General features: G+C 72.5%; 13 protein-coding genes. 2 read left to right on the forward strand and 11 right to left on the reverse strand.

The features are described 5' to 3' along the window. Positions 1 to 56 precede the first annotated feature (56 nt). The 7 genes from PV789_RS18725 to PV789_RS18755 all read right to left on the reverse strand — a co-directional run bounded on the left by PV789_RS18725 (position 57) and on the right by PV789_RS18755 (position 9,621). Positions 57 to 1,718 carry an amino acid carrier protein gene (locus tag PV789_RS18725; RefSeq protein ID WP_274973857.1) on the reverse strand — a complete coding sequence of 554 codons (1,662 nt, stop codon included), beginning with the start codon at positions 1,716 to 1,718 and terminating at the stop codon, positions 57 to 59. 784 nt (positions 1,719 to 2,502) lie between these two features. After that, a complete protein-coding gene (locus PV789_RS18730; RefSeq protein ID WP_274973858.1) occupies positions 2,503 to 4,119 on the reverse strand; it encodes a DEAD/DEAH box helicase in 1,617 nt (538 codons plus the stop codon). 431 nt (positions 4,120 to 4,550) lie between these two features. Then, positions 4,551 to 5,390 (reverse strand): enoyl-CoA hydratase/isomerase family protein, encoded by an 840-nt coding sequence (locus PV789_RS18735; RefSeq protein WP_274973859.1) that lies wholly within the window; start codon positions 5,388 to 5,390, stop codon positions 4,551 to 4,553. A gap of 83 nt (positions 5,391 to 5,473) precedes the next feature. Beyond that, entirely contained in the window at positions 5,474 to 5,680 is a 207-nt protein-coding gene (locus PV789_RS18740; RefSeq protein WP_274973860.1) for a helix-turn-helix domain-containing protein, read from the reverse strand. A 210-nt stretch (positions 5,681 to 5,890) separates the two neighbouring features. Beyond that, a complete protein-coding gene (locus PV789_RS18745; RefSeq protein WP_047868313.1) occupies positions 5,891 to 7,489 on the reverse strand; it encodes an ABC-F family ATP-binding cassette domain-containing protein in 1,599 nt (532 codons plus the stop codon). 274 nt (positions 7,490 to 7,763) lie between these two features. Continuing rightward, entirely contained in the window at positions 7,764 to 9,086 is a 1,323-nt protein-coding gene (locus PV789_RS18750; protein ID WP_498047484.1) for an AI-2E family transporter, read from the reverse strand. A gap of 127 nt (positions 9,087 to 9,213) precedes the next feature. Beyond that, a complete protein-coding gene (locus PV789_RS18755) occupies positions 9,214 to 9,621 on the reverse strand; it encodes a YccF domain-containing protein (RefSeq protein WP_274973861.1) in 408 nt (135 codons plus the stop codon). 803 nt (positions 9,622 to 10,424) lie between these two features. On the opposite strand from PV789_RS18755, the gene PV789_RS18760 reads away from it, so the two are divergent. After that, positions 10,425 to 10,724, forward strand: a complete 300-nt coding sequence (locus PV789_RS18760; RefSeq protein ID WP_013153824.1) for a WhiB family transcriptional regulator — start codon at positions 10,425 to 10,427, stop codon at positions 10,722 to 10,724. A 180-nt stretch (positions 10,725 to 10,904) separates the two neighbouring features. Here the strand turns inward: PV789_RS18760 and PV789_RS18765 are convergent, their stop codons facing one another. Continuing rightward, positions 10,905 to 12,260 (reverse strand): phosphoribosyltransferase family protein, encoded by a 1,356-nt coding sequence (locus PV789_RS18765; protein ID WP_274973862.1) that lies wholly within the window; start codon positions 12,258 to 12,260, stop codon positions 10,905 to 10,907. Between the two features lie 130 nt (positions 12,261 to 12,390). Then, positions 12,391 to 12,951 carry a GNAT family N-acetyltransferase gene (locus PV789_RS18770; protein ID WP_212643762.1) on the reverse strand — a complete coding sequence of 187 codons (561 nt, stop codon included), beginning with the start codon at positions 12,949 to 12,951 and terminating at the stop codon, positions 12,391 to 12,393. Positions 12,952 to 13,397: 446 nt separating this feature from the next. On the opposite strand from PV789_RS18770, the gene PV789_RS18775 reads away from it, so the two are divergent. Then, positions 13,398 to 14,594: an MFS transporter gene (locus tag PV789_RS18775; RefSeq protein WP_274973863.1), complete on the forward strand. Its 1,197-nt coding sequence runs from the start codon at positions 13,398 to 13,400 to the stop codon at positions 14,592 to 14,594. Positions 14,595 to 14,730: 136 nt separating this feature from the next. Here the strand turns inward: PV789_RS18775 and PV789_RS18780 are convergent, their stop codons facing one another. Both PV789_RS18780 and PV789_RS18785 read right to left on the reverse strand, forming a co-directional pair. Then, a complete protein-coding gene (locus PV789_RS18780; RefSeq protein ID WP_274973864.1) occupies positions 14,731 to 15,606 on the reverse strand; it encodes a hypothetical protein in 876 nt (291 codons plus the stop codon). 30 nt (positions 15,607 to 15,636) lie between these two features. After that, on the reverse strand, positions 15,637 to 17,118 hold the full coding sequence (locus PV789_RS18785; RefSeq protein ID WP_274973865.1) for a hypothetical protein: 1,482 nt from the start codon (positions 17,116 to 17,118) through the stop codon (positions 15,637 to 15,639). Between the last annotated feature and the right edge of the window lie 258 nt (positions 17,119 to 17,376).

The raw sequence follows: 17,376 nt of genomic DNA on the forward strand, positions 1-17,376 counted from the left end.
GGGTTCAGCCGGGGAAGGGGGGACCCGGGGAGGGGGCCGTCTTCGACACACCCCGGTTATCGCTCGGTGCCGGAGTCCCGGTTCCCCTGCTCGGGGCCCTCGTCGCCGTCGTGAGTCGTCCCCGAGTCGCCGTCGGACCGGTCGGCGTCACCGGCCTCGTCCACGGCCGTCGCGCCGTGCGGCTCCGCCTCTGCCTCCGCCGGGCCGGGCTCGTCACCGTCGCGGCCGTGCTCCTCCGCGACCGCGCCCGGGTCCGGGGGCGCGTCGCCCTCGTCGCGGGGGACGTCCTCGGGCTGGGGCCCGGAGGCCGGACCCCAGCACTCCACGTTGGGCAGGCCGGGCATCTTGGCGAGCGTGAACTGGGGGTCCAGGCCGTTGCGCAGCTGGCGGCTGTAGTCGGCCAGCAGCCGGAAGGCGATCCCCGACAGCGGCGCCAGGGCCAGCAGGTTCACGGTGGCCATGACGCCCATGGAGATGTCGGCCAGACTCCACACCAGGGTCAGGGGAGCCACGGAGCCGAGGAAGACCGCCGCCAGGACCGCGTAGCGGAAGTAGGTCATGTGCTGGGGGCTGCTGTCCAGGAACTGGAGGTTGGTCTCCCCGTAGTAGTAGTTGCCCAGCACGGAGGTGAAGGCCAGCAGGAAGAGGATCACCGTGAGCGCGTGGACCGACCACTCGCCCAGGCTGGCCTCCAGCGCCCCCTGCGTGACCTGGATGCCCCGGTCGTCGCCGTACTCGGGACCGCTGACCAGCACGATGAAGGCCGTCACCGAGCACACCAGCCAGGTGTCGAAGTACACGCCCAGCGTCTGCACGAGCCCCTGCTTGACCGGGTGGGAGACCGAGGCGGTGGCGCCGGCATTGGGGGCCGATCCCAGACCCGCCTCGTTGGAGAACATGCCGCGCCGCATGCCCTGGACGATGGCCGTGCCCACGCCCCCGGCGACGAACTCGCGCGCGCCGAACGCCGACGCGAAGATGTCGCCGACGACCCGGGGCAGCTCCCCTATGTTGAGGGCGACCACCCACAGGCCGATCAGGATGTACAGGACGGCCATGAGCGGGACCAGCGCCTGGGCGGCGTGCGCGATGCGCCGGATCCCGCCGAAGATCACCAGCGCGGTCAGGCCCACGAGCACCAGCCCGATCACGGCCGACAGCAGCAGGCCGGGCGTCCCGCCCAGGGTCCCCACGGAGGTGGACACGGCGGCGGCGATGCTGTTGGCCTGCACCGTGTTGAACACGAGGCTGAAGGTCACGGTGATGATCACCGCGAACAGCACGCCCATCCACCGCCTGCCCAGCCCCTTCTCCATGTAGTAGGCCGGACCGCCCCGGAAGCCGGTGTCGGTGCGCACCTTGTACAGCTGGGCCAAGGTGGACTCCACGAACGCCGCGGCGCCCAGCACCGCGGCCATCGTCCACATCCAGAACACCGCGCCCGGGCCGCCCAGGATGATCGCCGTGGACACGCCGACGATGTTGCCCGTCCCCACCCGCGAGGCGGCCGAGATGGAGAAGGCCTGGAAGGAGGAGATCTCCCGTCGGCCGTCGGGGGCCACGCCCGGGGCGCTGCCCAGGACGCGGAACATCTCCGGCAGCAGGCGCAACTGCACGATCCCCGAGCGCACCGTGAAGTAGACGGCGAGGACGATCAGGAGCGGGATGAGGAAGTAGCTCCAGAAGAAGTCGTTGACGGCGACGACTGCGTTGTTCACGCGCTCCCCTTCAAGCGGTCCGGTCTTCGGCAAGTGTCCACGTCACCGGAGGTGGGGGCCCGTGCGGACACGCGAAGGGGCGGTAAAGGACCGTAACGGGTCAACAACCCGCCGCGGGCACATGATCGGGCCCCGGCCTGTGGTGGGAGCGCCCATGGTCAGCCGCGTCCGCGCTCCCCACGGTTCCGGACATGAGACAGAGAGCCCCCTTCGGGGCTCGTCGCCTCGGCGGTGCACCTGGTGACCATCCCCGCCCGGGGAGCCCCGTCGGGCCGGATCGGCCGCAGGCCGGTGACCGCGCTGGGGGCCGCGGGAGCGGGGCTGTGGGTGTCCGCCTTCTTCCCGCTCGTGGACGCGGGGACCTTCTGGTCGGTGACCCTGGCCGTGACGGTCGGGCTGGTCCTGCACGGGGCCATGTACGGCCCGCAGGCGGCCTTCTTCTCCGAGCTGTTCAGCACCCGCGTGCCGCTACTCGGGAGCGTCGGTGGGCTACCGGCTGGCGTCGATCTTGGCGGGCGGGCTGGCCCCGCTGATCGCGACGGCCCTGCTGGCCTCGTTCGGCAGCAGCGTGCCGATCCCGCTGTACGTGGCCGCCATGGCCGCGGTCACCCTGGTCGCCGTCGCGGCCGCCCGCGGGAGCAGGGCCGCGACCCGCGGGAGGCGGCAGTGTCCGAGAGAAGAGGGTGACCCCGGTAAAAGGGCCCGGGCCCGGCAGGTGCCACCTGCCGGGCCCGGGTCTGTCATCGCACCGGATGCCGCTCCGGGTACGGGAGCGGCGACGGGATCAGTACTGCGGAGCGGAGTCGAAGCGCTCCTCGCGGCGCGGTCCGCGACGGTCGCCGCGGTAGCCGCCGCGGTTGTCGCCGCCGCCCCGGTAGCCGCCACCGCCGCCACGGCGGTCACCGCCGCGGTAGCCGCCCTCGCCGCGCGGGGAGAAGTCGCGACGGTCGCCGCCGGGACGGTCGCCCCGGTAGCCGCCGCGGCCCTCGTCCCCGCGGCGCTCGCCGCCGCGGTAGCCGCCCTCGCCGCGCGGGGAGAAGTCGCGACGGTCGCCGCCGGGACGGTCGCCCCGGTAGCCGCCACCGCCGCCGCGGCGGTCACCGCCGCGGTAGCCGCCGCCACCCCGGTAACCGCCACCGCCACCGCGGGGGCCGCCCCGACGGGGGCCGCCGCGGCCGCGGCGCTCGCGCACGGGCTCCGGCGGCTCGATCCACGGCTCCCAGGAGGGCTCCTTGGCTCCGGTCACCTCGCTGAGCAGCTCGTCGCCCGGGTTGACCAGGTGCTGCTTGGCCTCGACACCGGCGTCGCTGAGCAGGCGGCGGGCCATGCGGCGCTGGTTGGGCGCCACCAGGGAGACCACCAGGCCGGAGGCGCCCGCGCGGGCGGTGCGGCCGCCGCGGTGCAGGTAGTCCTTGTGGCCGGTGGGCAGGTCGACGTTGACGACCATGTCGATGCCGTCGACGTGGATGCCGCGGGCGGCGACGTCGGTGGCGACCAGGGCCTGGATGCGGCCCTCACGGAACTTGGCCAGGGTGCGGGTGCGCACGCTCTGGGTCTTGCCGCCGTGCAGGGAGGCGCAGGGGACACCGGCCTGGGCCAGCTGCTCGCTGATGGTGTCGGCGCGGTACTTGCTGCGCACGAACAGGATCGTGCGGCCCTCGCGCGCGGCGATCTGGGTGACGATCGTGTTCTTGTCGCGGGGCAGCACCTTGAGCAGGTGGTGCTCCATCTTGGTGACCTGCGAGACCGGCGGGTCCACGGAGTGGGTGCGCGGCTCGTTCATGTACTTGCGGACCAGCTTGTCGACGTCGCCGTCGAGCGTGGCCGAGAACAGCAGGGTCTGGCCGTCGGGGCGGACCTGGTCCAGCAGCTCGCTGACCTGCGGCATGAAGCCCATGTCGCACATCTGGTCGGCCTCGTCCAGCACCGAGATCTCCACGTCGCCCAGGTCGCAGGCGCCCTGGTCGATCAGGTCGGACAGACGGCCCGGGGTGGCGACCAGGACCTCGACGCCGCGGCGCAGCTCGTTGATCTGGCGGGTGTAGGAGCTGCCGCCGACGACGTCGCCCACGCGAACGCCCACGACGCGGGCGTAGGTGCGCAGGGCGTCGCGGACCTGGTGGGCCAGCTCGCGGGTGGGCACCAGGATCAGGGCCCGGGGCCGGTTGGCGGCGGCGCGGCGCTCGGCGGCGCGCATCAGGACCGGCAGGCCGAAGGCCAGGGTCTTGCCCGATCCGGTGCGGCCGCAGCCGAGGACGTCGCGGCCCTCGATGGCGTCGGGAATGGTGGCGGCCTGGATCGGGAACGGGGTGGTCACACCGTTCTTGGCCAGTTCCTCGACGATGTCCTGGGGCAGTCCCAGGCTGTCGAAGGCAGGCGTTACGGCAGTGTCCGTCGTCAAGTGACGTGTACCTTCCTCATCGTTTGGCGGCGTTTCGAGGAAGGCTTCACACGGCCATGACCGACCCAGCGAAGAAATCACACAAACGCGCCTGATCACACGCGGAAGCGGGCCCCATCATGTGTGTGGGGCTCCTGAGCTCGTGAGATCCTCACTGGCGTGGGGGGACGAGCGACTCTTCGGGTCAAGAGTGGCGCCGACCGGGTCGGCACGCTCTCCGCGTCTTGCGCGGCCTCGGCGCGCTCGGATGCGCGCGGCATGTCACGACCGCTCGTAGAAGACTACTAGAGATCGTCCCGCAGCGGGGACCGGGTGGGGGTTTTCGACCGGTGACAAGGGTCTCCCCCTCCTGTCCACATCCTCGCGCAACCGCTGGGTACGCGGCTCCGCCCCCGGTCCGGAAGGCAGGGGGACGGGAGGCGGAGCGAGGGCTAACGCGCTCCGTCGGCCGCGGCTCGGGCCAAGGCGGCGAGCCGGGCGGCCTGCGCCGCGCGCTCGGCCTCGGCCTGCTGCCGGAGGGTGTTGCCCGCGGCCTGCTGGAGCAGGGCCTTGGTGGCGGTGGCGGCCGCGCGGTCGGTGGCGAGCAGTGCGGCCACGACGTCGTCCACCGCCGCGGAGAGCTCGTCCGCGGGGACCACGAGCTCGGCCAGGCCGAGGTCGCGCGCCTCCTGGGCGCCCACGCGGCGGGCGGTCAGGCAGATCTCGATCGCGCGGTTGACGCCGACGATGTCGACCAGGGGTTTGGTGCCCGTGAGGTCGGGGACCAGCCCCAGGGCGGGCTCCTTCATGCACAGCTGGGCGTCGTCGGCCAGGATGCGCAGGTCGCAGGACAGGGCGAGCTGGAAGCCCGCCCCGATGGCGTGGCCGCGCACGGCGGCGACGGTGACCAGGTCGGGGCGGCGCAGCCAGAGGAAGCCCTCCTGCAGACCGGCGATGTAGTCGCGCACCTCGGCGTCGGAGGCGGTGCCGTCGGCCAGGCCCGCGACCATGGAGCGCTCGCCGTCGACGCCCTCGGGGCTGAACATGCCGAGGTCGATCCCGGCGGAGAAGATGTCGCCGTCCCCGTCGACGACGACGATCCGGACGTCTTCGGGCAGGGTCCGGCCGATGCGGGCCAGCGTGGTCCAGGTGCGCCCGGTCATCGCGTTGCGGCGGTCGGGGCGGCTGATGGTGACGTGGGCGACCGGCCCCCGCACCACCAGCCTGAGCCGGGCCCGGGAGAGCTCCTCCTCGGTGGGCGCCGGTCCGGGCCCGTTCGTCGCCTGTGCCATGGGTTCCTCCGTCGTGTTCGGTGTCACCCCCGGATATTACCCATCAGTAACACAGGGCGGCGAGGGGGCCGGGGCCCGGCGCCTCACGCCTTGCGCGTGGGTCCCCCGCGGCCGCGCAGCTCCACCCCCGCCTCGCTCAGGAGCCGGTGGACGAAACCGTAGGACCGCCCGGTGGCCGCCGCCAGCATGCGGATGCTCTCCCCCGCGTCGTAGCGGCTCTTGAGCTGGTCGGCGAGCGCGGAACGGTCCTCCCCCGCCAGCCGTGGGCGCTTGATCTGCGCGTCGTTCACTCACTCGCTCCTCAGAGTCGTCGGATCACCCGTCGTGGGCCACCCTCATGATCCGGTATCGGGCCCGCGGACCGCCACACCACGCGGGCGCCCCGCCGAAGACGCCGTTTTCGGCGTGGGGCGGACACTGACCGAAAAGAGGGGGAGGTGAACCTCCCGGACCCGCCGGGCGTCCACCTCCCCTGTGCCTCTCCTCCGCCGCGGGCGGCCTCAGGCCAGCGCGATGAGGTCCTCGAACTCGGCGTTCCACACGTCCTCCACGCCGTCGGGCAGGAGGATGACCCGCTCGGGCTGGAGCGCCTCGACCGCGCCCTCGTCGTGGGTGACGAGCACGATCGCGCCCTTGTAGTTGCGCAGCGCCGCCAGGATCTCCTCGCGGCTGGCCGGGTCGAGGTTGTTGGTGGGCTCGTCCAGCAGCAGCACGTTGGCACTGGAGACCACCAGCGTGGCCAGCGCCAGCCGGGTCTTCTCACCGCCGGAGAGCACGCCCGCGGGCTTGTCCACGTCGTCGCCGGTGAACAGGAACGAGCCCAGCGTGCGCCGCGCCTCGACCTCCGGCAGGTCCGGGGCCGCGCTCATCATGTTCTCCAGCACGGACCGGTCCACGTCCAGGGTCTCGTGCTCCTGGGCGTAGTAGCCGAGCTTGAGCCCGTGGCCGGGCACGACCCGGCCCGTGTCGGGTTTCTCGACATCGCCGAGCAGGCGCAGCAGGGTGGTCTTGCCCGCGCCGTTGAGGCCCAGGATCACCACGCGGCTGCCCCGGTCGATGGCCAGGTCCACCCCGGCGAAGATCTCCAGGGACCCGTAGGACTTGGACAGGCCCTCGGCCATGAGCGGCGTGCGACCGCTGGGCGCCGGGTCGGGGAAGCGCAGCTTGGCCACCTTGTCGGACTTGCGCACGCCCTGCACGCCGTCCAGGAGCTTGTCGGCCCGGTTGAGCATCTGCTGCGCCGCGCGCGCCTTGGAGGCCTTGGCCCGGAACCGGTCGGCCTGCTTGCGCAGGGTGTCGGCCTGCTTCTCGGCGTTGGCCAGCTCGCGCCTGCGGCGGCGCTCGTCGGCCTCGCGCTGCTCCAGGTACAGCTTCCAGCCCATGTTGTAGACGTCGATGACACTGCGGTTGGCGTCGAGGTAGAACACCTTGTTCACCACGTGCTCGACCAGCTCCACGTCGTGGCTGATCACGATGAGCCCGCCCTGGTGGGACTTGAGGAAGTCGCGCAGCCAGGCGATGGAGTCGGCGTCCAGGTGGTTGGTGGGCTCGTCCAGGAGCAGGGTGTCGGCCCCGCTGAACAGGATGCGCGCCAGCTCGATCCGGCGGCGCTGACCGCCCGAGAGCGTGTGCAGCGGCTGGCCGAGCACCTTGTCCGGCAGCCCCAGGCTGGAGGAGATGGCGGCGGCCTCGGACTCGGCGGAGTAGCCGCCCAGCACGTGCAGCCGCTCCTCCCAGCGCGAGTAGGCGCGCACGCCCTTGTTCCGGGTCTTGGTGTCGGTGCTGGCCATCTTCTTCTCGGCCTCGCGCATCCCGCGCAGGGCCTCGTCGATGCCGCGCGCCGACAGGATCCGGTCCCTGGCGATCACGTTCAGGTCGCCGGTGCGCGGGTCCTGGGGCAGGTAGCCGATGCTGCCGGAGGAGGTGACGGTACCGCCGGTGGGCAGGCCCTCGCCCGCCAGCACCTTGGTCATGGTGGTCTTGCCCGCACCGTTGCGGCCGACCAATCCGATCCGGTCCCCGGCGGCGACGCGGAAGGTGGTCGGCTCCAACAGGAGTCGAGGACCGACGCGCAGTTCGAGGTCGGTGGCGATCAGCATGGTGGGGCTTCCTACGAGGTGGTGGGACGTTGGTGTGCGGCCGGTCCGTGCGACTGTTCCCGGCGGCCGGGCAGGCGTGTGCGCCGCGGGGAGACGTGGTCTCCCTCGCGCGGCTGCGGGAGGGGCGGCTCGGGGCCTACCGACCCAGACTAACGGCACCGGTGGGGGGCGGCGCGAGGGATTTGCGCGGAACGCGGACGCCCCCGCCCGGTCAACGGGGCGGGGGCGCCGGACATTCCCGGGGCGGCGCGGACGCGGCGGCGCCGCTCCGCGCCTACTTCTGCTCGGGGGGTTCGACCGGGGTGGCTCCGCCCGCGCCCTCCTGGCCGGGCTCCCCGTCGGCCCTGACCACGACGGTGTCCGCCCTGACCTGGGCCACGTCCGCGTTCCCTCCGCCGGAGTCGTCACTGGTGGAGGGCGGGCGGTTGCGCAGCAGCGCGGCCAGCACCGCGACCACCGGGGTGGACAGGAACATGCCGGGGATGCCGCCGACGACCGCGCCGACGGAGATCCCGATGAGCACGATCGGCGAGGGCAGGTCGAGCGAGGCGCCGTAGATGCGCGGCGCGAAGACGTTGCTCTCCAGCTGCTGCACCAGGAGCACGGCGCCGACGATGATCAGGGCCACGACCCAGCCCTCGGTCACGAAGGCCACCAGGGCGGCGAGCAGGCCGGTGAGGAAGGCGCCGATGATCGGCAGGAAGGCCCCGACGAAGGTGAGCACGATCAGCGGGATGGCCAGGTTGATGTCGAGGAAGATGACCAGGGCGATACCGATGCCGACGGCGTCGAAGAAGCCGACCGCGGCCACACCCCGTACGTAGCGGCCCATGACCCCGTAGGCGACGTCGCCCGCGTGGCGCATGCCCGGGCGCGAGCGGGCCGGCAGCAGGGTGACCAGCCAGTCCATGAGCTGGTCGCCCGAGTGCACGAAGTACACGACCAGGGCGATGATCAGGACGATGCCGACCAGCACCGAGATCACCGCCGAGGTGGCGGTCCAGGCACCGCTGAGCAGTTGGTCCTGGTTCTCGGTGATCATGCTCTGGATCTGCGCCCAGGCGTCGTCGATCATGTCGGTGAACAGGGCCGGGTCGACGAAGGGCAGCCGGATGTCCTGGAGCTCGGTGATCGCGCTGGTGACGCTGTCCACGAGCGGGCCGAAGCCCTGGATCGCGGGCGTGACGATCAGCGAGATCACGCCGCCGAAGACGATGAGCCCGACCAGCAGGGCGATGGTGGTCGACAGCCCCCGGCCCAGCCCCCTGCGGCGCAGCCCGTTGGCGATCGGCATGAGCAGGGCGGTGATGAACACCGCCAGGATCACCGGCAGGGTGACGACCGACAGGTAGACGAGCACGTAGACGAGCAGGCCCGCCACCACGCCGATGAGCAGTACCCGCCAGGCGACGTCGCTGATGGAGCGAAGGAGGTTGTCGTCCCCCTGGTGCTGATCGGTCGGTCCCTCGTCCGCGGCCTGGGGTTCGGCGGCGCGCTGGTTCTCCGCCTCCAGCCTGGCGAGGCGCTCGGCGCGGGCTCTGCGGGCGGAGAGCCACTTGTTCAGGAGCGCCCACACTCCCGGCCGCTGGGCTTGCACATGGACTCCATTCTCTGGACGTTGCGCGGTGGAGGTCGGGGGACCGACGGCCGCATGGGGGTGCTCTCGCGGGGGGCGAGCGAGTGGGGCCCGTGTTTCCCACGGGCCCGGTGGGAGGTCAACGCTGTCAGAACTGCCAGGGTTCCCGCGGGCGGCCGCTCTCGACGATCTCGTTGCCGAAGGGCGCGAGGGCCACGGGGATCATCTTCAGCGAGGCCAAGGCCATGGGGATACCGATGATAGTGACGGCGAGGCCGATCGCGGTGGCGATGTGGCCGAGGGCCAGCCACCAACCGGCGACGATCACCCAGATGACGTTGAGGAAGGTGCTGCCCCCGCCCGCGCCGGGCCTGCGCACGAGATCGCGTCCGAAGGGCCAGATCGCGTATCTGGCCATGCGGAACGAGGCGACACCGAAGGGGATCGTGACGATGAGGATGCAGCAGATGATGCCCGCGAAGACGTAGCCGACGGCCAGCCAGAACCCCGCGACGAAGATCCAGATGACGTTCAGGATGAACCGCAAGAGGCCCACGGTGTTCTCGTCCTCCTTTGTGTTGGTGTCCCGTTTACGGGGACGCGTGGCCGCGGAGCGGCCGTGTCCGTTGTTTCTACCGTCTGGGACGTCCGCGCACCACGACCCGTTCGGACGCCCCACCCTGGTACTTCCCCTAGGGGCGGCCTTCAGGCATGCGGGAGGCGTCGACGCGTGCGCCGCGGGACGGCGTGTCGTGTGGGGATCGCGCGTCATCGGGGTAGGGGCACGGGACGCGAGGGAGAGCACCCGGAAGCGGGCGCGGGAGGGACCGTCGGTCCTCCCCGACGGCGTCGACGGAGGGTGAGGACATACGGTCAGGCCCGAACCGGGAGCTCCGCGCAGACCGCAATGTGACCCGCACATCAGGAGGACCCCCTAGGCAGGAGGGACATCGCACCATACGATGTGCTGTGTCCTTCGCAAGGCCCCAGATCTTGCGATGCACAACAAACTCAGACAAAAGACCGCACACCGGTCAGTTGTCATCTGGTTTCGGTAACGGTTGTGCGAGTAATTTCCCTACCCCCCGTGCATGATCGGGATGAGGGATGGCATGATTACGTACCGGCTCGGACGGAGGCCGTCACCGCCTCCGCAGCCGTTCGCGTGAGAGCACTCCGCCCCTCGGCGGATCGGTGCCGCAGTACCTGTGCTTCTCGTGGTTTCAGCCACACCGGGGAACATCACTCGCACCGCTCGGCGTTCGCGTCGTGCGGGGTGACTCGCGCCGCATGACCAATTTTGGTGACTGAAGCTTTTTCCGACAGCTTACTAGTGATTTCAGTAGAGGTGGTTCAAGCATGTCTCAGGTACGTCGGCAGGCCGCGCTGCGCCCCCGCCCGCACTGGGGGTGGCAGGATGCCGCCGCGTGCCGGGGCGAGGACCTTGTGCTCTTCTTCGGTCCGGACGGCGAACGCCAGCCGGAGCGGGAGATCCGTGAGCGCAAGGCCAAGGAGATCTGTGCGGCCTGCCCGGTTCGAAACGACTGCCTGGACTATGCGATCTCGCGTCCGGAGAAGTACGGCACCTGGGGCGGGCTGAACGAGGACGAGCGCGCCTCCGAGCGCCGTCGCCGCATGCGTCGCGCGAACGCCGCGTAGTCCGGAAATTCCCGCAGGCGGATCTCCCCCGGTGGCCCCGGCCCCCGAACAACCCGCGGCGCCCCGACGAACAACGTCGAGGGCGCCGCGGGTTTTCTCATGCCCGGCGTTGTCTTCCGGGTCCGCTGAAAGGCCCCGCCTCCGCGGAGGGGACACGGCCGCGTCCGGCCCTGCTGCGCCTCACCCCCGGCCCGCGTCCAGGTGCCGGTCGAACCAGTCCAGGGCCTCGGCCGCCACCCTGCGCCACTCGCGGGAGTCGCGGAGCAGCCGCTCGGCCCCCGACACCACCCGCAGGTCCGTGGAACCGCCGATCCGGGCGCGCGTCCACTCGCCGAGCTCGCGCAGGAAGGAGTCGTCCCCCTCCAGCAGCACCAGGACCGACGCCCGCACGTCCGGCAGGCTCGCCTCGGCCACGTCGATCCGACCCCCGTGCGCCACCACCGCGGCCACGTCCCGCGGGTGCCTGGCCGCGGCGACCAGGGCCGAGGCCGCGGCGTCGCCCGAGGCCAGCAGGCCCAGGGGCTCGTCGGCGGTGTCCGCGGTCCGGCGCAGCCAGGCCGCCGCGGCGCCCAACCGCTCGCCGAGCTCGTCGGCGCCGACGCCGGAGGCGGCGTCGGGAGCGCTGTCGGGGCCGTTGTCGGGAGCGGTGCCGGAGGAGACGGACGAGCGCTCCCGCTCGGTCAGCAGATCCATGAGGAGGGTGGCGTACCCGGCCTGCCCCAGGACCGAGGCGACCGACCGCCACCGTTCGTCCGCGCGCCCCTCCCCCGCGGCCATCACCACCGCGCCGCGCGTCCGGGCGGGCACGGTGAGGTCGCCGTCGAGGTGGACCCCTCCCACGGGCACCCGCACGTGCCGTGTCCGGCCCGAGCGCGGCCGCGTGTGCTCGTTCTCGGCGAGGATGGCGGTGACGTGGTCGTCGGAGAGCTGGCCGAAGTCGCGGTACCACTCCCCCACCGCGCGGAAGTTGTCCGGCGCGCTGAGCACCACCAGGGCGTCGGCCTCCTCGCGCAGCAGCGCGACCGCCTCCGGCGAGGCGACCGGAACCGCCAGGACCAGCCGCGCCGGACCGGCCTGGCGGACCATGCGCAGCGCGGCGCGGGCGGTGCCCCCGGTGGCCACGCCGTCGTCCACCACCACGCAGTCGCGCCCGGCGATCCGCGGGGGCGGGCGCTCCCCGCGGTAGACGCGGCGCCTGCGGTCGAGTTCGTCGCGTTCGGCCGCGACGGTGTCGGACAGTGCCTGGCGGGGCACGTGCAGCCGGGCCAGGGCGCGGTCGTCGTAGAGGACGCGCCCGTCCTCGGCGACGGCGCCGACCCCCATCTCGGGGTGTCCGGGCAGGCCGATCTTGCGGACCATGAGCACGTCGAAGTCGGCGCCCAGCCGCAGGGCGAGTTCCGCGCCGACCGGCACTCCCCCGCGGGGCAGGGCCAGCACGAGCGGTTCGTCGACGGCGAAGGGGCGCACCCGCTCCGCGAGTCGGCGTCCCGCCTCCGACCGGTCGGCGAAGGGCAGTGAAACGGGTACTGGGTTCATGGCCTCACCGGCGCCGGGGCACGGGCCCCGGTACCGCTCCTCTCGGCTGTGTGGACGAGCCGCTGGAAAGTGGTACCGAGATACCCCCCGACACGGCGGTTCCAACCCCGCGCCCGAGCAAAACCGTCCCTCAGGTGCGGCGGAAGCCGTTCCGGAAGACGGCCATCAGCAGCGCGTCGTAGCGGCGCCCGTCCCACAGCAGGGAGTCGCGCATCCGCCCCTCCACGGCGAAACCGCAGGAGCGGTAGACGGCGATCGCCCTCATGTTGAAGGCGTAGACGTACAGCCAGACGCGGTGCAGGCCGATGTGCTCGAAGGCGTACTCCAGCACGAGCTGGGTGGCCTCCCTGCCCAGCCCCCGGCCGGTGAACTCGATCGCGGACAGGGCGATGCGGTACCCGGCGCTCTCGTCGTCGGGCTCGACGGCGTAGAGCGACAGCTCACCCAGGTAGCGCCCGTCCTTGGGCGCGGTGATGGCCAGGTCCAGGCGGTCGGTGCGGCCCGCGCGGGTCTCGCACCACTCCTTGGCCTGCGCGTAGGTGACGCGCCGGTGGGTGCCGGTGAGTCTGCGGACCTCCTCGTCGAGGCTGGCGGCGAAGTAGGCGTCGGTGTGCTCGGCCGACAGGGGCGCCAGGCGTACGCTCCTCCCGGTGAGTGTGGGCTTCTCTCGCAGCGCGCTCGTGTTGATCATGGGCTCTTCCGGTTCCGTCCGGGCCGTGCGGACACGGTTCCCGGCGTGGGGGAGGCGGCGGACAGCGGGCTGGACGCCCTGCGCGGGAGCGGGCCGCTGGGCGGGGGCTCGGGTCGGGGACCTGGAGGCGGTGGCGGACGGGGGCCGGGGGCGGAGGACGTCGGGCGGGGTGGAGGCGGGACCTGTCGGGGGTGGCCGGGGGCCTGCCCGGTGACGGAGCAGGACCTCTATTTGACTTCCTCTTCCACCCGAAGGCAAGAAGGGTCCGGCGGGACCCGCCGGGGCGGTGCCACCGCGGACGACGGCTCAGCGACGCGGGACGTCCGCACGGTCGGTGAGGCGGGGCGCCCCGGGACGAACCTGTTCGGAGCGGCCGAAAAGGCCTGCCATCCGATGACCGGACTCGATAACATCTGCACGCACCGACAGCCGTTCTGGGAGCCGCCGTGAACGTCCAGACCCGAACCGAGTCCCCTCCGCCGGAGGCCCGCAGGGCCAGAGTCGCGGTATCCACCCTCTTCTTCGTCAACGGCTTCACCTACACCAACGCCGTTCCGTGGCTGCCGGTGCTCAAGGCCCAGCTGGGGCTGAGCAACGCGGAACTGGGCATGGCGATCGCGGCGATGCCGACCGGCGCGATCCTGACCGGCATGCTGGCGGGCCCGCTGATCCACTGGTTCGGCAGCGGCCGGACCGCGGTGGGGACCAGCCTCATCTCTTTGGGAGCGCTCCCATTCATCGCGCTGGCACAGAACTGGTGGATGCTGGCGGCGGCGCTGTTCGTACTGGGCAGCGCGGACGCCTGGACCGACTCGGCGCAGAACTCGCACGGGCTGCGCGTCCAGCGGCGCTACAGACGCAGCATCATCAACACCTTCCACGCGCTGTGGAGCCTGGCCGCGGTGGCCGGAGGCCTCCTGGGCGCGGCCATGGCCGGTACCGGCGTGCCCATCCTGTGGCACCTGGGCGGCGTGACCGCGGTGCTGGTGTGCGTAAACCTGGCGGTGAGCCGGATGCTGCTGCCCGGCCCGGAGAGCAGCGAGCGCGAGGACGGCACCGACGCCGGGAGCGGGCGGCGCCTGCGCGTGCCCGGACGGGCCGTGCTGCTCCTGCTGGTGCTCGGCGTGCTGCTGATGTTCGCGGGCGGCATCGAGGACTCCGCCGCCTCCTGGGGCGCGGTGTACATGACCTCGGAGCTGGAGGCGTCGCTGTTCCTGGCGGCGATGCCGTTCGTGGCCTGCCAGGCGATGATGACGCTGGGGCGCCTGGCCGGCGACCGGGTGACCGACCGGTTCGGCGCGGCCAACGTGGGGCGCGCGTGCGGACTGCTGGCGGCCGGCGGGATCGCGTTCGCCCTGCTGGTGCCGCACCCGGTGGCCACGGTCATCGGCTTCGGGGTGATGGGGCTGGGCGTGTCCACGCTCTTCCCGCTGACCCTGGCGGCGGCGGGGAACGTGCCGGGTGTGCGCACCGGGGACGGGATCACCGTCGTCGGGTGGCTGGGCCGCGCGGGCTTCCTGGCCTTCCCGCCGCTGGTGGGCTTCCTCGCAGACTCCTCCAGCCTGGGGAACGCGCTGTGGGTGATCGCGGGGGCGGGCGTGGGCGCCTTCCTGCTCGCCTTCGCCCTGCGTCCGCGCACGTGAGGGCCGAAGGGCCGCAGCGCCGTTCCTCCCGGGGCGGCGCGGCCGCCTGCCCGCGCACGTGAGAGGGCCCCCGACCTGGCGGTCGGGGGCCCTCGTCGCCGTACGGCCTCAGGGACCGTGCGGCGGGGTGATGCCGTTAGGCGATCGGAGCCGGACGGCGGGCCCCGGCCCACAGGGCCAGAGCGCCGATGCCCGTCACCACGGCGCCGCCGAGCACGAAGCCCTGCATGTCGACGCCGGTGGTGGCGAGGGTCTCGTCACCGTCGTCGTCGCTGTCGCCGTTGCCCTCGCTCACCGGAGCGGCGGCCTCGGGGGCGCTACCACCGGGGGCGGTGGTACCGGGGGCCTGGATCTCGTCGCCGTCACCGGGAGCGGTGCCGCCGTCGCCGTCACCAGGGGGCGTGCCGCCGTCGTCGCCACCACCGTCACCGGGGGGGTTGCCGCCGTCGTCGCCACCACCGTCACCGGGGGGGTTGCCGCCGTCGTCACCGCCACCGTCGCCCGGGGGGTTGCCGCCGTCGTCGCCACCACCGTCACCGGGGTCGCCACCGCCGTCGTCGCCACCACCGTCACCGGGGTCGCCACCGCCGTCGTCGCCACCACCGTCACCGGGGTCGCCACCGCCGTCGTCGCCACCACCGTCACCGGGGGGGTTACCGTCGTCGCCACCGCCGTCACCGGGGTCACCGGGGCCGGGACCGGGGTCACCGCCGTTGTCGCCGCCACCGTCACCGGGGTCACCAGGGCCGGGGTCGCCGGGGCCCGGGTCACCGGGACCGGGGCCGGGGGTGCCGCCTTCACCGCCGTCACCGGGCAGGCCGGGAAGGTCAGGCAGGTCGAGCTGGGGCTCGACGTCCTCGGCAGTGAGGTTGACGACCGTGGTCTCGGCGGCCTGGGGGACAGCCTCGGTCGCGGTCGCGTCCAGGGTGTCGGCGAACGCCGGACCCGCGGAGAAACCGGCCATGAACAGGCCGGCCGCGGTCACGGTGAAAACACGCTTCTTGGGGGTCATCCCACTCCTTTCTTCTTCTCGTGTACTGATCTATTCAGAGGGGATGGCATAGAGGTGGTCCTCGTGGACCACGACGGCCCGCTCGCCGAGCAGGCCGATGGGCGGGACGGAATCGGCCACGGCCTCCTCGACCCTGCCCTCGGCGTCGACGGCCACCGAGGCACCGTCGACCTGGCCGAAGACGAGGGAGCCGACCGCGATCTGGGGCTTGAGGCCGGGGACCACGGCGGTCCGGCCGTTCTCGGGGTTCATCACCGCGGGTCCGTAGGCGACCAGGCTGGTGCCGACGGCCTCCGAGCGGTGGCGCACGTCCTCCAGGTCAGCGGGGTCGATCTGGGCGCTGCCGACCACACTGCCGTCCTGGGTGTCGTGGAAGGCCAGGACCGTACCCTCGCCCCGCAGGGGCTCCCAGCGGATGATGACGTACTCGCGCAGCGCGGTGAGCACGGCCTCCATCTCGCCCGCGTTGTCCGGCCGCTGAGCGGTGACCTGCACGGGGTTGTCGCCGGGGCTGACCCAGGTCCAGGGTCCGTTGACCACGGCGGCGAGAACGTTGTGCCCGTCGGCGAGCATGGGCGCGGAGCCCTCGGGAACCGGGACCGGCTGGAGCTCCGCACCGACGGGCACGAAGGCCTCGCCCTCGGTGCGCACGAGCACGGAACGGCCCACGTACTGGACGGAGGCGTTCTCGGGGAGGTCCACACCGGTGGGATCGCCGCCGGCGACGGGCCAGAACCACAGGGTTCCAGCGGTCTCCATGACCACGGCCTGCTCACCGCCGTACTCCAGGATCCGGAGTTCACCCAGGGCCTCGGTGGCCTCCACGGGCAGGTCGGCCGCCCACAGGCGCTCACCGTCGGCGTCGAGCAGGTTGAGCCGCTGCTCGGGGTCGACGTAGGCGAGCAGGTCGCCCTCACGGCCGACCCCCGGCTGGCTGCCCGGGGCGACCTGCGCGCTGAAGTCGACGGTCGTGGAGAAGTGGGGCGGCGCGGGGTGGTTGAGGGTGGTCACGTCCGCGACGACATCGCCCCCGCCCCCGCCGAGGCCGGGCAGGAAGCGCCAGGCCGCGGCGCCCGCACCGGCGAGCAGCACCAGGGCGAGCACGGCGGCGCCCACGATGACGAGGGTCCGGCCGCCCTTCTTCGGCTTGGCCTCGGGCCTGGCACCGGTCTCGGCACCGCTGGCGGGAGGGTCGGCCGGGGCGGGAGGAGGAGGCGGCGGCGTCGGCTCGTGGTCGGCCACGACCTGGTCGGCGGCCTGCACCACGCCCGTGGGCGTGGCGACCAGACGCCAGTAGCCGTTGGCGTCCCGGGCGTCGATGAGGACCGGCTGGCCGATCCTGGCGGCGTAGCCGGTGGCGACGTCCAGGGCGGCGCGCCGCGTCTCCTTGGGCGCCTGACCCGTGACGACCTGGCGGCGTCCCTCGACGAGGATCTCGGCGCTGCGTTCGTCGGGCGCGATGACGATGACGGCGGTGGGCCGGGACTGCCCCGGGCGGGACTCCCGGCTCATGGTGCCTCCGAAGGCATGGGGAACGTGGACCTGTTCGTGTACGGGGGTACGGGGACCTAGGTCAGCGATGACGGTGGTTCGCGGCCCGGGACTACCTGGAGACGGTGCCGACGCACGCGTAGTCAGTGCTGCACGAGATCATACTGATCGTCACTCGTCACGCCTATTCCGGCCATGCGCCAAGACTGCGCGCACGGACCGGCGCACCTGGGGCAGTTGTCCCGCCCTCCCCTCCGTGACCTGGAGAATCAACCGAAC

Origin of the sequence: Nocardiopsis camelliae, from assembly GCF_028993595.1 — a bacterium.
Lineage (GTDB): Bacteria > Actinomycetota > Actinomycetes > Streptosporangiales > Streptosporangiaceae > Nocardiopsis > Nocardiopsis dassonvillei.